This window comes from Spirochaetia bacterium, assembly GCA_022482625.1.
In the GTDB taxonomy this organism is placed as follows: domain Bacteria; phylum Spirochaetota; class Spirochaetia; order Sphaerochaetales; family Sphaerochaetaceae; genus Pleomorphochaeta.
Window position 1 is genome coordinate 2,702,069 of sequence record JAKVOU010000001.1, and the last position, 14,514, is coordinate 2,716,582.

Annotated in this window: 12 protein-coding genes; 3 read left to right on the forward strand and 9 right to left on the reverse strand. The window is 43.3% G+C overall.

Translation table 11 applies throughout. The features are described 5' to 3' along the window. Positions 1 to 71 precede the first annotated feature (71 nt). Positions 72 to 2,039, forward strand: a complete 1,968-nt coding sequence (locus LKE40_12280; protein ID MCH3918207.1) for a hypothetical protein — start codon at positions 72 to 74, stop codon at positions 2,037 to 2,039. A gap of 688 nt (positions 2,040 to 2,727) precedes the next feature. On the opposite strand, the gene LKE40_12285 is transcribed toward LKE40_12280, so the two are convergent. Genes LKE40_12285 through LKE40_12305 form a run of 5 tightly spaced genes read right to left on the reverse strand, consistent with a single transcriptional unit; the run spans position 2,728 to position 8,037 of the window. After that, positions 2,728 to 3,936: a family 1 glycosylhydrolase gene (locus tag LKE40_12285; protein MCH3918208.1), complete on the reverse strand. Its 1,209-nt coding sequence runs from the start codon at positions 3,934 to 3,936 to the stop codon at positions 2,728 to 2,730. A gap of 21 nt (positions 3,937 to 3,957) precedes the next feature. Beyond that, entirely contained in the window at positions 3,958 to 4,797 is an 840-nt protein-coding gene (locus tag LKE40_12290) for a carbohydrate ABC transporter permease (GenBank protein MCH3918209.1), read from the reverse strand. Further along, on the reverse strand, positions 4,797 to 5,699 hold the full coding sequence (locus LKE40_12295; protein MCH3918210.1) for a sugar ABC transporter permease: 903 nt from the start codon (positions 5,697 to 5,699) through the stop codon (positions 4,797 to 4,799). Before LKE40_12295 ends, LKE40_12290 begins: the two co-directional genes overlap by 1 nt. A gap of 14 nt (positions 5,700 to 5,713) precedes the next feature. After that, on the reverse strand, positions 5,714 to 6,991 hold the full coding sequence (locus LKE40_12300; GenBank protein MCH3918211.1) for an ABC transporter substrate-binding protein: 1,278 nt from the start codon (positions 6,989 to 6,991) through the stop codon (positions 5,714 to 5,716). A gap of 26 nt (positions 6,992 to 7,017) precedes the next feature. Then, complete coding sequence (locus tag LKE40_12305) at positions 7,018 to 8,037, reverse strand: LacI family transcriptional regulator (GenBank protein ID MCH3918212.1); 1,020 nt, start codon at positions 8,035 to 8,037, stop codon at positions 7,018 to 7,020. Between the two features lie 207 nt (positions 8,038 to 8,244). On the opposite strand from LKE40_12305, the gene LKE40_12310 reads away from it, so the two are divergent. Beyond that, entirely contained in the window at positions 8,245 to 9,690 is a 1,446-nt protein-coding gene (locus LKE40_12310; protein ID MCH3918213.1) for a plasmid pRiA4b ORF-3 family protein, read from the forward strand. A 77-nt stretch (positions 9,691 to 9,767) separates the two neighbouring features. Here the strand turns inward: LKE40_12310 and LKE40_12315 are convergent, their stop codons facing one another. From LKE40_12315 to LKE40_12330, 4 genes are all read right to left on the reverse strand, one after another. After that, the gene (locus LKE40_12315; protein MCH3918214.1) at positions 9,768 to 10,391 is read right to left on the reverse strand and encodes a hypothetical protein; all 624 of its coding nucleotides are present in this window, start codon (positions 10,389 to 10,391) and stop codon (positions 9,768 to 9,770) included. Positions 10,392 to 10,533: 142 nt separating this feature from the next. Next, positions 10,534 to 10,986, reverse strand: coding sequence for a hypothetical protein (locus LKE40_12320; protein MCH3918215.1), 453 nt, complete (start codon positions 10,984 to 10,986; stop codon positions 10,534 to 10,536). A gap of 20 nt (positions 10,987 to 11,006) precedes the next feature. Beyond that, positions 11,007 to 11,552, reverse strand: coding sequence for a hypothetical protein (locus tag LKE40_12325; protein ID MCH3918216.1), 546 nt, complete (start codon positions 11,550 to 11,552; stop codon positions 11,007 to 11,009). A 228-nt stretch (positions 11,553 to 11,780) separates the two neighbouring features. Beyond that, a complete protein-coding gene (locus tag LKE40_12330) occupies positions 11,781 to 12,308 on the reverse strand; it encodes a helix-turn-helix transcriptional regulator (protein ID MCH3918217.1) in 528 nt (175 codons plus the stop codon). 599 nt (positions 12,309 to 12,907) lie between these two features. Between LKE40_12330 and LKE40_12335 the strand changes: the two genes are divergently transcribed. Further along, complete coding sequence (locus tag LKE40_12335; protein MCH3918218.1) at positions 12,908 to 14,494, forward strand: Na+/H+ antiporter NhaC family protein; 1,587 nt, start codon at positions 12,908 to 12,910, stop codon at positions 14,492 to 14,494. The last annotated feature ends 20 nt before the right edge of the window (positions 14,495 to 14,514 follow it).

Here is a 14,514-nt window from a genome sequence, read left to right on the forward strand (position 1 = left end):
TCTCATTTTTCAATTCCCTGTATGCTTATCCCCCAAAAAAAGTGAATGAGCCAAAATTTGACTCAAGTGGAATGGCAGTATTACTTACTTATTCAGATAATTCAACGGAAGTGTCCGACTCATTCATAACCAGTCCTGCTGATAATTCATCATTGAGTTCATATGATGATGGAGTCGTACCTATAAAGGTTTACACGCCTGATATGAAAGTGTCTACTTCATTTAATATTCTGATTACCGATACCACGTCATATGATAGTGAAAATTTACTTTATGCCACAGCAGTTGAGAACACAGACTATAAAAAAAGCATGATATCTGGTGGCGATAACAGATTTTCATACTACATATTCAAGATTGGGAGCATAAAAAACTTATTGCTTGATGATCCCCAATTTTTTTATCACGGAGGAGGCTCACAGTCTCTGACCGATATATCAAGCATTACATCTTCAGAGGCCATTGAAACAACCACCGAGCAAGCTATCCAAAAGACATTGTCCTGGGAAAATGAAAGTTCACATTCAGTTTCACTTGATACAAAAATCAAGTATCCGGAGGTTGCTGAAATTGGAATTGATTTGTGTTGGGAGAATTCTCAGAAAACAGGAGTAGAAAAAGTAACGTCTTGGAGTGAATCATTTACAAGTAGTTATGAATACTCCGTTACAAAATCACAATCTAAAACAAACGGCTTCACTGACTCATCGGCGACAGGATGGTGGCTTGTGGGCTTTAGAGGAAATGTAGATGTATATGCAGTCGTTGTCATGGATAATGAAACTGAAGAAAAATATGTATCAACTTACTCTGCTGTTAAAGACACTTTCTATACTCAGGAATTCTTAGGTGATAAAACTGATGTTCTGATATCTGACAATTTTGATACAGATACAAGTCTATCATTTGATTTGAGCATACTGGACTCGCTGAAGCCGATAGACTCTGATCCTACATCAATCGGATCTGATATTATCGTTTTCTATGAAGATACGGGAGCTCTGGTCGTAGATTTATCAGAGACAGGATCTGATTTGGATGAGCTTGATTCTAATGAATTTAAAGATGGTGTCCTTTCTATCAATCCTGACTATTGGGGACTGGATTGTCATTCTATTGAAATAATTGGCAACAACACGACTGAAAATCAGTCAACACTAAGTGATTTGGCTATTCAATTTGCTGGAGAATGGGATTCTGGTATCAAGATTATCTTAACTGATTTCGCAGCTACAGCTCCTGATGGGAAATCAGAATTTGATTTTTCAAAGTTGACAAATTGTACAGATCCCATAGATATCTATACGTATAGCGAAGTTTATCTTGGAGGAGGAGATGGAAATAGTTCTCAATTTCCTGGAAAGGGAATAAATGCCGAAGGAAAAGATGTTGTATTGATTGCAACAGGAGAAAATGATTCTCTTACCCTACAAGGGGGGAATGGATTGGATGGTTCTATAGACTCCGACGGTCAAGATGGTCAAATCTCAATTGTTGCTGACTCACTGACCTTGGAAGGTAGTATATCTCTATATGGTGGCGATGGCGGCAATGGAGGTAATGGAGCAAATGGGAAAAAGGGAGTTTCTTCTCCGGATAACGGCACAAGGACAGATGGAAAACATGGTCATGATGGAGGGGACGGAGGAGCCGGTGCCCGTCCTGTGAACATTGAAAATACTTATCTGGACAATGCCAGTTTGATTTTGAAATCAGGCGATGGCGGTACCGGCGGCAATGGCGGTACCGGTGGTGCTGGTGGCGATAATTCTTGGTCTTTTGCTTTTGCTTTGGGATCAAGTGGCGGCAATGGAGGCGATGGCGGTAACGGTGGTGATACCTATTTTGCTGATTCTGGTTTGAACATTACACAGAAAATCAGTAGTACTATTACCCGTAACAATGGTAAAGTTGGCAATGGTGGTACTGGTGGCGCTGGTGGGACGAAAGGTAAGGTAAGTGCTCCTGTTGTAACAAATAATCCTCATAATGGTGCATCGGGAAAGGCCGGAACATCAGAAGTGATTTTAAGAAAATAAGATACAAATATTTGATTTGCTGCATACTATCTCTGGCCGTCAATTCTGGCTAGGGACAGTATCGTATAAAAAAGAAAAGACAATTTCAGAGGACAACAGAAGTCATGCATTGGACAACATATCGAGCGATTTTTTCGATTGATCAAGTATGAAGAGACATACTCCAATACATATTCGAGGCAAAAATTTGAAACAAAACTCTGACGAAGTATATCAAGTTTTATGGCACAAGAGATTTCAGATCTAAGAATACAAAGCATCTGCTGTTTCCTTTGATTGTAGCAAGAGCAGATGCCAATAGGGACACTGCCCTCCAGCAGAGGAGAAAGCGATGACTTGCGCTTTTCAAGAATGTGGCTTGATGGCTGAATTCCTTATACCTTCCTTCTCTACCTTCCCAGAATTATAGCGTACCGGCTATCCATCAAAGACAGGGGAATGTAATAAAAGCGTGTATCAGAAAGTAAAATAGTTACAACTAAAAATTAGTACAGAATGACACCAGTGTTTTCAGTGAAAACACCAATGCCATTTTTAACTGCAGTAATATCAATATGAGTTTATTCTCAGTTAGCCATTACTTATTATGTTTTCTCAATGAGCACTGACGTTGATTAGAGTTATTCCTAGCTACACTTCTGAGGCTCATTGCATGGAATATTCAAGAACCCTCTGTTTTGTTTATTACTCAGAAAGCATTACGCTTTGCTATTTCACCCAAATGGTAAGCACTTTTCTTCGGCGTCCGTACAAAAGTCTTCCTATTTACGGCAACAAGGCCAAAACGCATACGATAGCCACTGTTCCATTCAAAGTTGTCAATCAGACTCCAGTGGATATATCCCCTCAAGTCAATGCCGTCCTTGATGCAAGAAGCAAGCCCACTGACAACTTCATCAATAAATTCTATCCGTTCACTGTCATCAAAAGTACCGACTCCATTCTCAGTGACAATGACAGGAAGTCCGGTCTTGCTGACGGTTCTTCTTACACAATCTGCTACAGCAAACGGAGCAAACTCATATCCCATAGCAGTCAGCTTCTTGCCAGGAGGACAAGGGAAATCATGCTTGCTGACCGGTGCATCAGGATTATGTCCGGCAGGAATATAATTGGTCGTATACGCCTGTACACCTACGTAATCATCACCCTTTGTCAATGCAAAGTAATGCCCTTCACAATTCTTTACGATACGTTGCTGGCATAGTTCTTCTTCAGTTCCATCAAATACCCAGTCAGTGACAGCGAGGCCAAGTCCGACCTTTACGTCCGGAATATTTTTTCTGATTGCTTCCCTTGCAAGTATATGAGCCTGGGACATGTGGGGCTCGACAATAGCTGCCACTTTGTCAGGTTCCATTGTCTTGATCGCCATGAAACCAGGATAGGTACGTCCATAACGATAACCAAGATTTGTATCCAGATCCGGCTGGTTGATCGTCATGGCATATGGGATAAGATCACCCAGTTCTGCTGTAACCAGATCACAATACTGACTGAACCGCTTAGGTGCATCTTTCCAAATCCAACCACCCTTACGGCTTACCCAGATAGGAAGCGTATGATGGCAGAATGTTACGATCGGCGTGACATTGTTGGCCTTGCAACATTCAAGCACCCTTCTGTAATGCTGTAGTTCTGCATAGCTGATCTCCCCGTCTTCCGGTTCAATGCGTGCCCATTCGATACCGAAACGGAACGTGTTGAGCCCAAAAGAGGCGAGCATGGCAATATCTGCTGCATATCGATGATAATGATCAGTGGAATCTCCACACTTATCTTCACATGGGCTATCATAACGACGTTCAAATTCCCACCAGTCAGAAAAACGGTTACCTCCTTCTACTTGATATGCAGAGGTGGCAGCACCCCAAAGAAAACCTTTTGGAAAGTCCATGTTATACTCCTGTATTATTTTTCAGCCTTTGACAGCACCGGCAATGGCGCCGCTTTCAAAAGCTCTTTGAGTGCATAAGAAAAAAATCAACGGAGGCAGCAACAGCAACATTGCTCCTGCAGCCTGCACCGTGATATGCTCACCATAGCCGCCTCCGGCATTTGCAAGAACAGCCGTAAGGGGACGGTATTGTGAATCCGGGATGACGATAAGTGCTCTGAGCAGATCGTTCCAGACCCAAAGAAAATCGAATATTGCAAGCGAGACCATACTTGAGGCAGACAGAGGAAGTACAATCCTCAGATAAGTCTTGAATATACCAGCTCCATCAATCTTTGCAGCATATATCAATTCCTTGGGAATGCTTGACATGAAAGCACCTAGCAGGAAAATTCCGAACGGGAGTGTAGCTGCAGTATGACTCATCCATATCCCTGGAAAGGTATTTTGTAAATGTACGCTTTTCAGAATGATGAGCGTCGGTGCAAGCGTAATCTCTGCAGGTATGATGATCAGGGCAGCAATGTATTCATATAGTTTCTTCCTATGTGGTACGGAAGTGAAGAACAGTGCATATGCAGCAATGGAAGAAAAGAAGAGCACAAAGAAAACAGTCGGGAAGGTGATGAAAACGCTGTTCTTGAAACCTTGCAGGAATTTTCTTTGGCTGACCATTGCCCTATAGTTATCCATGGTGAATTTGTGCTCTGACAATGCATGCCACCAACCGGAACTGGCTGCATTGCTGAAAGGACGGAATGAATTCACAAATACTCCGCAGAGAGGAAGTACCCAGATCAGAATGAGCGAAACAATGACTACTGCCTTAACTATAGCAGAAACAGAGTATTTCTTATCCATTATGCTTCCTCTCTTGTGGCGACTCGGCTGATGTAGTAAATCATCACGATGAAAAAAGCCATAATGGAAACAACTGCAGCTCCGTAATGCGGAGACGAGAAAATAAACGTCTGTTTGTAGAAAAGCAATGCCAGTGTCTGGCTTTTATTGGCCGGCCCTCCATCTGTGAGTACGAAGACGATATCAAAAACCTTCAGGACCTGTACCAGTTCAGTCACGACAAGAAATGAAAACTGCGGCCTTATGGCAGGAAGTGTGATATGCCAGAAACTCTGTCTGTTGTTGGCACCATCTATGCTTGCTGCTTCCAGAAGTTCTGTGGGGACATGTTCCAACGCTGCTGCCAGAATAATGAGCGCCATGCCCATTTGGCTCCATATCCAGATGAAAACCAAAGCGATATTGACAGTCTTGGGGTTCCCCAACCATGAAACGGATGCGTGCAACAGGGCGGCAAGCAATCCTACGTTCGGGTTCGGAGTAAACACAAACATCCAGATGATTGCAGTAGAAGTACCTGAAATGACAAGAGGAATAAAGAAAATGCCTCTAAACAACTTCCGGTGCTTGTACTGTTGTGTAAGGAGGGCTACACAGAATCCTAGGCAGATAACTACAGGAACACCAAGTAGCAGCCATTGTAACGATGTAATGATTGCTCCCTCACTTGAAAACCCTTTCCATGAGAAGAAGTTTTTATCATGGAAAAGCCTGCTATAGTTTGCAAGTCCGACAAAAGAGCCTATGTTGAATCCCTTCCCGTCACTCAGACTCAATATGATGGTCATGCATGCGGGAAGGAGGAGAAAGAAAAAAATAAGCAGAAGAGCAGGTAGCAGCAAGAGCAAGCCCGATATGCTTTCGTTCTGTCTGTGATGATGCCGAATCTGTCTGCTTTTCATGCTTATACCTTCTTTCAATTTTTTCCGAAATTTTTCTGCATATCATCAAGCAGGGAAGGAATATCTTCCGGGTTGAGAATTGCAGCCTGCAAGGCACTTACCAAAGCAGCATTTTCTTCATTGCCGATAGATGCAGTAATAGCAGGTATGATGGCTGAAGAAGCAAGCATGTCCATGGTTTTCTTTGTCAGAAAAGCACTGTACAGGTCACTGCTTACATGTCTGTTCGGTACCACATATCCTGACGGTGCAAACTGAGCTTGCCCGTCCTCACTGGCTAGGAATGAAATCAGCTGCAGTGTTTCTGCATCATCTGTCAAAGCGAGTGCCACATCGGCATTTGCAATGGCAAGACCTTTTCCTGCATCGGTACCTGGGAACAAGGTGTAGTCTATATCCTTACCCTCGACAAGGCTGTCATTTACAGCGCTTTCTGCAATCCCTGCTACCCAGCTGCCGCTTGAAATAACAGTTGCTGATGCATTTGTTCCGAATACGTTGGCAATTCCGTCGACGAGATCGGTTCCGAGACCTGCCATTTTTCCGCCGGCAATATAGTTGTCACCGTAGAAAACAGCAACTTTCCGGAATGCGTCCACAACCGTAGGATCGTTCCATGCAATATCCTTTGCAAGGAAACCAAGATACTTGTCATGCCCGTTGGTTGCTGCATAGATAGAAGTGAAAAGTTGAGGAATGGTCCATGAAGCTTTGCCTATCGCACTTACGATATAATTTTTCTTTGCAGCTTCGCTGTCGGCATAGGAAATGAAAGAGTCCCATGAAGAGAAGTCACTTTCTTGTGCCTTTTTAGGATTGAACCAGAGCAGATTGAGTACGTTTGTCCTGACAGGAACTGCATAAATATTGCCATTTGAACTGAACTGACTTGTCCAATCAGTTCCAAAATCAGTTTCAAGCTCGTCTCCAATTGAATTAAGGCTTACTGCATTACCTTCCTTGACTAGGTCTGTATACCCAGTTGCACCTCCGAGAATGACAATGTTCGGTGGATCTCCTGCAGCTAACCTCGGTCCAAGGATAGGCATCGGGTCCGCAACACCTTCGTAAAGAACTTCAATACCTGTAGTTGTCCTGAACTTGTCAAGCACTTTCTCAAATGCCTGTTCCTCACTGGCACTCCAAGGTCCGAGAATCTTGAGAGTTTTTGTCTCTGTGGCATCTTCGGTCGTACCATTGGCAAAGACCATACCACAGTTCAGCATAACAAGCATGGCACATATTGCAACCATTTTTGTCTTGTATCCCTTCATTTCTTTCGTAGCCTCCATGATGCAAGTATTTATAAAGATAATCTTTATATAGCTTTTGAACTTCCTCTTATAACCAATCTTGTGGGTAAGATGACGTGGGGTTGGTCAAGTGCTGTGTTTTCAACACGTTTTACCAGCATTTCAACAGCTTTCGTTGCTATTTCATCTATGGGCTGATGAACTGTCGTCAGCGGAGGAATGATCATGGATGCGGCATGGTTGTCATCAAATCCGATAACCGAAATATCATCAGGTACTCTGAATCCCAATTGCAGGAGTGCATTGATGGTGCCGAGGGCAGTTTCATCACTTTCACAGAAAAAAGCGGTAAGCTTTTTATTTTTCTTCAAGATTTCTTTTGTGTTCTTGTATCCTGAAAAAAAGGCACTTTCTCCTTCCTGCATGGAAAATAATCCAGACTGTACTTCAAGATTTGCTTCCTGCAGGGCAGTCTTATAACCATTGAATCGATCTATACCTTCCTGATAGGTATTGCCGATGATACATCCGATCTTTTTGTGTCCAAGCGATATAAGGTATGAGACAGCTGTCTTTGCACCTTGAAAATCATCAATAGTAACATAGTCATGATTGGCATGGGCTGTGAGATCGTGAGGATGTACGATGACAAATGGAGTTTCATGTTTTGTAAGTTTTTCGATAAATTTGCTGTTTATGCCAGATATCGTATCAAGTACCAAGCCATTGATGATGCCTCCGGCACAAGCTGTCAGTATACGGTTCTGGGCTTCTGTGGCGTCAGTAGCAGTTGAGAACACATTCAGGTTGTAGCCACGCATGGTACAAGCCTTGAACGTTTCGTTTATCAGCTGGGATGTGTAGAATGAATCGATTGGCCATCCTACCACAATGCCAAGGTTCATTATACGTTTGCTGTTCAGTGAACGTGCAATGAGATTAGGGGTAAAGTGAAGTTTCTCGATTGCCTTTTCAACTTTTTCACGGGTCCCTGCAGAAACATTTGGTTCGTCATTGATTACCCGGGACACTGTCTTGAATGCGACGCCGGCTTCTTTTGCGACATCTCTCATGGTTGTACTCATAGGAAGACTCCTTATCCACATATGACACCGTTGTCAATCTGACAATTTGCATATTATTATAAAATGACACCGTTGTCAATAGGATTTTATGCATAAATTCCTACAGATAGTAATGGATGATGATTTATGAACCTTCAGACGAAAAGCTTCATTTATTTGTAGTATGATGAGGATTGACACTATTTCTATTTCTGCTATGATACCTTCATGAATGAAAAGATAGATGAAGATTTGCTCTCTGCCGTATGCAAATCATACCGCAATACAGCATCTCTTACAGAAACAGGAAGGCAATTGGGACTATCCTATGTAAAAGTAAGGAAGATTCTCATTACAGCAGGTGTATACCATTCTGACACCTGTGATGCCGTACTACGACTGTATGAAGAAGGCATACCACCTTCTCAGATTGCTTTTGCACTTTCTATGACAATGAAGCAGGTAAATGCCTTTATTCCATATGAAAGAACTGCGTATAATAGAAACACAGCAAGCAAGGACGCAAGTAAATGTGAGCTCTACAGGAAGAGGATCAAACAGGCCAAGGAACAAAGCATAGGAAAGAAGAAAGGAGGAAGAAAAGTGACCAAGCTTACCAGTACATTTGATAATAGTGAGTTTGAACCAGTACGATTACATCTTGAACTCTCAAACAGGATGACAGCCGATGAAATCGGCATCTTGCACCAGTATGGCAATGTAAAACATGGCAAAACCATTTCCAGGGATATCCTAGTCCCCTCTGATATCACCCTGCATGCCTTACATTTCATAATACAGAAACTCTTTGGTTGGCAGAATTCTCATCTACGGGAATTTTCTCTTCCCGATAAACTGTATGATTCCTTGACCAAGGGAACCATGGAAGGCTTTACCAGATACGCAGGAATTCTATTCCAATACTTTGCTGATGTCGATAGACCGAACCAATACTGGGATGATATCTTCGATGAAAGGACCAGTTACCAGACATGGCTCAGAAGAAAGTATCGGGGACCATATACTTGGTACTGTGATGAAGAACGATACGATACTGTTCAAAAAGCTTTGCAGGAACTTTTTGACAAATTTCTCTCTGCCAACGTAAGGGAATCCTGGAGTTCCGATAAGATCGTAAAGACTTCGCTACTTAAAAAACTGACTATAAAAGAAGCTGGGAAAAGCATTGCATTCTATACTGATTTCAAAGGCTTGCTGGAACGCCTTGAAGTATGTGCTCTTCTGACTTCTCCGACAGAAAAGCTCCATGACATAGAAGCCTGCCGGGGCCGCTATGACAGGAAAGGGGATCCAATCGTATGCCCATGTACCAGAAAATTGGACTATGCCTACGATTTCGGAGATGATTGGCATGTAGCCATCACCAGACCTGATGACTACAGTGATTTGCTCAAGGCAGGTATAGTTACCGAAGAAGCCATACAGGAAGCAACAGATACGGTCCGTACCAAGCATCTTCCAGTCTGCATAGCCTATGACGGCTATCGTCTTGTCGATGATGTTGGCGGTATAGGTGGTTTCTTGGATCTTCTGCAGCAGAATGTCTTTTTGCATGGTACACCTTATAGTGATGACCCTGACGAAGACCTGCGAGGCTGGGCAAGGGATATGGGGTGGTCTACCCGTATGGGAAAAGCAAAGAACCTGCTCTAACAACTTGTTTATTTCTTAAGTACTATATTCCTTGGATAGCCACATGAAGTGTCTTATCTCTTAGGCTCTTCATGTGGCTATCCAGTTTCTGGTGTTTTTATCTGATTTTTCCTACTTGTTCTATCCTTCCTGCATTTTTCCCTGATAATTGCTGCTACAGCTTCTACTGTGTATCTATCGCAGATAGCATTGATCCACTTGTTCTTTTCATCTTCATCATCCATAAAGGACTTGATCGGTTTCGGTATTATTTCCAACCCTTTGAGCGATATCACAGGGACTCCTCTTTGCTTACCTTCTTCTTTGACCATGAAGTCCTGTTCCATGCAGTTTGTTCCGTTGATCCAGACCCAACGCGTCTTTGGATTTTCTCTGAGTGTCATATCAAGGAATACGATATTTCTTTGCACAATATCTTCATGGGCGTAACCCTTGCCTGTAATGACTAGAAGAAGTTTTTCTTTGTTTTCTTGTAAAAGGATGCTTTTCCCTTTGAGAAACAAACTGCAGTACTCAGGAGTCGAGTAAATCCCTTCGGGAGTAACATCACGATAGTCTTTGTTTTTGAACAGCCGATGGATTTCGTTCATCATCCTGCTGGTGTAATCCTTGTCAATCTGTCGGACTGTAATGATCATACTACCGGCAGATGCCTTTTCCTGTCTTGGTACAGGAGTTACCTGTAATTGTTCAAGTTTCATATTTGCTACCTTTGCCTATAGGTGTTTCCTTCTTTGTCTGATGTGCTTTTATCTCTTTTCCCTTTATGGTCGAATAGCATGCCGAAAGAATTTTTTCTCTTTCAGCATGCTGTTCTCATGCAATCAAATAACCTTCCTGCCGTTATTCTTCAGCTGACTTGGCAAACTGGGTAAAGGTTTGACTCCCTAAAGCAGTGGCTTTGAGGTGGTTGGTTGCCTCATCGTAGGCGAGGGTAAAGGAAGCATCACTTTCACTGGTTCCTTGGTAGTACAGACTACCGGAAACAACAGTCAGGTCATACGTACTGTCCAAGATCACTCCACCGGCATCGTTATATGCATACATCAGCCAACTGTCATCGGTACAAGTAAGCACAATCCTTCCAAAACCATCTAGGATACCTCCATCCTGTGTACCAGTTTGCAACCAAGTCCCGACATATAGGCTCTGAGCTCTGGCCTGTTCTGCTTCTTGGTCGACCAGCGAATCAATGTTATCCGGTAGTTTGATCTCTGGATCATCCAGACATCCTTGATTCAACACACAGCATGCCAGCAATACTGCACACACTCCGATACCATGTCTTAACTTCATGGTAGACCTCCTTATATTGTTCACTTGCTTTGATTTTTCGGGATATAGAACACTCTGAGGTTATCTTTTCCGACGAGAGACAATGTTTCACTCAGGCCGTTCCTACTTGCAGCATGAAGCAGCTTCATCTTGTTGCCATTGGGTAAGTAGGCAACAAGGCACTTGGTTTCCTTGTCGTAAGTAGCAGATCCAGCAAAAGGCAAGGCAAGCGTATCGTCTATGAGATAAAAGTACAGTGGAAACAGCCTGAGGCCTTGGACTTCTCCATGCTTGTCTGGCAGGCCGGAGAATACCAATCGCTGGAACTCAATCCCTTCAAATTCAGCAGGTAGTTCAGCACCTGCCATCCTGTCATATTCCCAACTGCTTCCTAAGAAAGAGAGCAACAATGTCGTAGCTTCATCTTCTTCAATTTCCGGAACCGGACTCTTCCGTACACTGCAGAACAGGACATAGACGAGAAGTGTGAGAGCAGCAAGGAACAGTATGCACATGGCTATCCGCCCACGGGTCCAGAACTCCTTCTTTGAAGGGGTATTTGACCCTTCATCTTCTGTTTGTTTCATTATCAGTTACCTCTGTTGTTATCAGCTTGCACTGGATTTGCGAAGAAATCCATCTACTTTGGCCGAAGTAGAAAAATGGCAATTAGAGTACTCTATTTGCTATTTTTTCATGCCCAGCTGGATAAAACGCCTTTTCTCGAAGTAACTGATAAGGCAAAAAAAAACTCATAGTACGGATGTTTTCTAATCCGAAGTAACAGAACAAAAGCAACGGGAGGTTACTGTCCCTTATGCTGTAACAAGTGTGAGCGAAGTACCCAATGTGTACGATTCATACTTCAAGCAGAATTCCTCAATGGAAGTATCCAAGGCTGTGACCCATAGGATGAGGGTGATCATGGGAAGTTCATCTATGGAATCACGTTGTTCGTTGCGATAGATTGTCTGTGGGCTCAGACAGGCTTTCTTAGCAAGGGCAGATTGGGACAATCCTTTCTTTTTCCTTTGTTGCCGGACAAAGGTTCCGAACCTGTGTATTTCGGGATTTTTCTGGGCAAGATACTGTAACCGTTCCTGTTCCAGATTTACTGCCTTGCCGCCGGCCAGTGCGAAGAATGCATGTGGCAGTATCTGGACAGCTCGGCAGAGCTTGCGGATTGTCAGGAACTTTGGGTTCCAATTGTCTTCTGCGTAGAGAAGCGTCGTCTGTCCGATTTTTGCAAGGGCTGCAAGGTTACTGGGAGACATGGATGCAAAAGTAGACAATTCTTCGATTGCCTTGGCATAGGAAAGGGTGCCATTTTCTTGATGATGCATGATAGTTCCTTTTTGAGCTAGTAAGCTATATAGCAAACTATTGTAATATGGAATTTCTATTTACGCAATAACTTTTTACCATGTCACAAATTAATGACATTGCTACACATATGTAATGTTATTTTTATATCTAAAAATGGCTTTTATTTGTTGCTATCAGATGTCAGAAGTATATATCTTTTTCACTATAGGTTCGGATTTACATTATTGAAAATACGATAATTTATGTGTTATATATCAATCTATTTCTTTACTATTATTGAAGAAAAGTCCTCTGTAACTTGACTTGGCAATACTTACAGACAGGAGACATGGCAAGAATCTTTTTGCTTTTGCAGAGACCTTTTTTTCGGGATTACCATATTTCAAAAATGAGTTTTTCTTTGAACAAGTTCCGAGGTATCAGTTGATACTTTTTCATAGCGTCAAGAAGGATTACACATACTTACTGTGTGTTGTTACAGCTTGCAATATAGACAACAAGAAGTAAGGATACTGTACTTCATCACAATTGCCTTGTAAGGGAATGCAACGGTTTTCTGAACATCGGTATGGGCCATATGTAAGGCTAAGAGAATATTCAATATCGGGAGGTGCGTATGGAAACATACGGCGTGTTTGCATTGTTGCCGCCACTTGTAGCTCTGTTGCTTTGCTTCTTGACGAAGGAAGTCATTGCATCATTGTTCTGCGGTGTACTTGTGGGAGGTCTGATGATCTGCCATGGGAACATTTTTGCTGCGGTAGCTCAGAGCTGGGATTGGTCTTCCCAGCAGTTGATGGACAAGTGGCAGGCAGAGTACTTTCTGTTCTTGTTTGTCATCGGCGGCGCTATCGGCATCATGTACAAGCTTGGCGGTGGCTATGCGCTGGTCAAGAAACTTGAGAAGCATATCAATACCAGCAAAAGGTCTGAATTCCTCATAGCTATCCTTGGCATAGTCATATTTTTTAACGAATATGCCAATACTGCCATCGTCGGTACGGCGACCAAGTCACTTTCCGATGGAAAGCGTCTGTCCCGTGAGAAATTTGCCTACCTGCTTGATTCCACTGCTGCTCCGGTATCGGGACTGTCCCCGATTTCTGACTGGGCTGGGTTCCAGACAAATACCATTGCAGTTTCTTTGGCTGGTATTGGTACGATCGGAGCAAGTGCGTATGCCATCTGGTTGCGTTCCATTCCGTATATGTACTATTGCTGGTTTGCCATTGCCTTGGTATTTATCATTGCGCTTACCCAGAGGAACTTCGGTCCGATGCATCTGGCTGAGTACCGTGCAAGGACAACAGGCCAGTTGCTTCGTGATGGTGCCGAACCTGCCGGAAATGTCGAGGCTGAGGTAGGCGAGATAAAAACTGACCATCTTTCAATTTGGACTTTCATCCTGCCGATAGTCGTGTTGGTTTTTCTTGCACTTTTCGGTATGTGGTGGACAGGTGGCGGTCCCAAGGCTGATTCCTTCTCTGTTGCCCTGGGAGACTCCGATACTGCCTGCGCCCTGCTGTGGGGTGCCTTCGGTATGGTTATCGTCAGTATGATCATGGGGCTTGTGCTGAAGATCATGAGCTTCAAGGAGATCATGGATACCTTCATGAGCGGAGCCAAGACAATGTTCGTCGCATTCCTGCTGATGGTATTTGCATGGGCCCTGAAGGCTTCCTGTGATGCCGTAGGAACTGCAGACTTCTGTATCAAGACCATTCTGCCTTTGGTGGATAATCTTCCTGCCATTCTTCCTGTTGCCGTCTTCATCGTCTGCATGATCCTGTCCTTCGGACTGGGTACTTCTTGGGGAACGATGGCAATCATCACACCTATTGCCCTTCCTCTTGCTCTCGCTGCTACCGGCAACCAGCTCAACTGGATTGTCTATGCGACCGTAGGTTCTGTACTCAGCGGTTCGATATTCGGTGACCATTGTTCTCCGATATCGGATACTACGATCATATCCTCTACCTTTGCAGGCTCTGACCATATGGACCACGTAACCACACAGATTCCATATGCTTTGTTTGCTGCAGTTATTGCAATCATAGGCTACTTCCTGATGCTCATCGGACTACATTGGGCTATCATCCTGCCGCTTGGCATCGTAGCCTTGTATTTTGGTACTATCTGGTTCAACAAGAGATCTGCCAAGAAGTATGGGATACCTGAAATCATGCCGGATTTCAAGGAATGACAACGTCTTTTGCCATTTGA

Coding starts and splice junctions, on each gene's coding strand:
- LKE40_12305 (MCH3918212.1), bottom strand. CDS start 8,037: ATGAGTACAACCATGAGAGATGTCGCAAAAGAAGCCGGCGTCGCATTC.
- LKE40_12280 (MCH3918207.1), top strand. CDS start 72: ATGGCAGTATTACTTACTTATTCAGATAATTCAACGGAAGTGTCCGAC.
- LKE40_12295 (MCH3918210.1), bottom strand. CDS start 5,699: ATGAAAAGCAGACAGATTCGGCATCATCACAGACAGAACGAAAGCATA.
- LKE40_12310 (MCH3918213.1), top strand. CDS start 8,245: ATGAATGAAAAGATAGATGAAGATTTGCTCTCTGCCGTATGCAAATCA.
- LKE40_12285 (MCH3918208.1), bottom strand. CDS start 3,936: ATGGACTTTCCAAAAGGTTTTCTTTGGGGTGCTGCCACCTCTGCATAT.
- LKE40_12335 (MCH3918218.1), top strand. CDS start 12,908: ATGGAAACATACGGCGTGTTTGCATTGTTGCCGCCACTTGTAGCTCTG.
- LKE40_12300 (MCH3918211.1), bottom strand. CDS start 6,991: ATGGAGGCTACGAAAGAAATGAAGGGATACAAGACAAAAATGGTTGCA.
- LKE40_12320 (MCH3918215.1), bottom strand. CDS start 10,986: ATGAAGTTAAGACATGGTATCGGAGTGTGTGCAGTATTGCTGGCATGC.
- LKE40_12290 (MCH3918209.1), bottom strand. CDS start 4,797: ATGGATAAGAAATACTCTGTTTCTGCTATAGTTAAGGCAGTAGTCATT.
- LKE40_12330 (MCH3918217.1), bottom strand. CDS start 12,308: ATGCATCATCAAGAAAATGGCACCCTTTCCTATGCCAAGGCAATCGAA.
- LKE40_12325 (MCH3918216.1), bottom strand. CDS start 11,552: ATGAAACAAACAGAAGATGAAGGGTCAAATACCCCTTCAAAGAAGGAG.
- LKE40_12315 (MCH3918214.1), bottom strand. CDS start 10,391: ATGAAACTTGAACAATTACAGGTAACTCCTGTACCAAGACAGGAAAAG.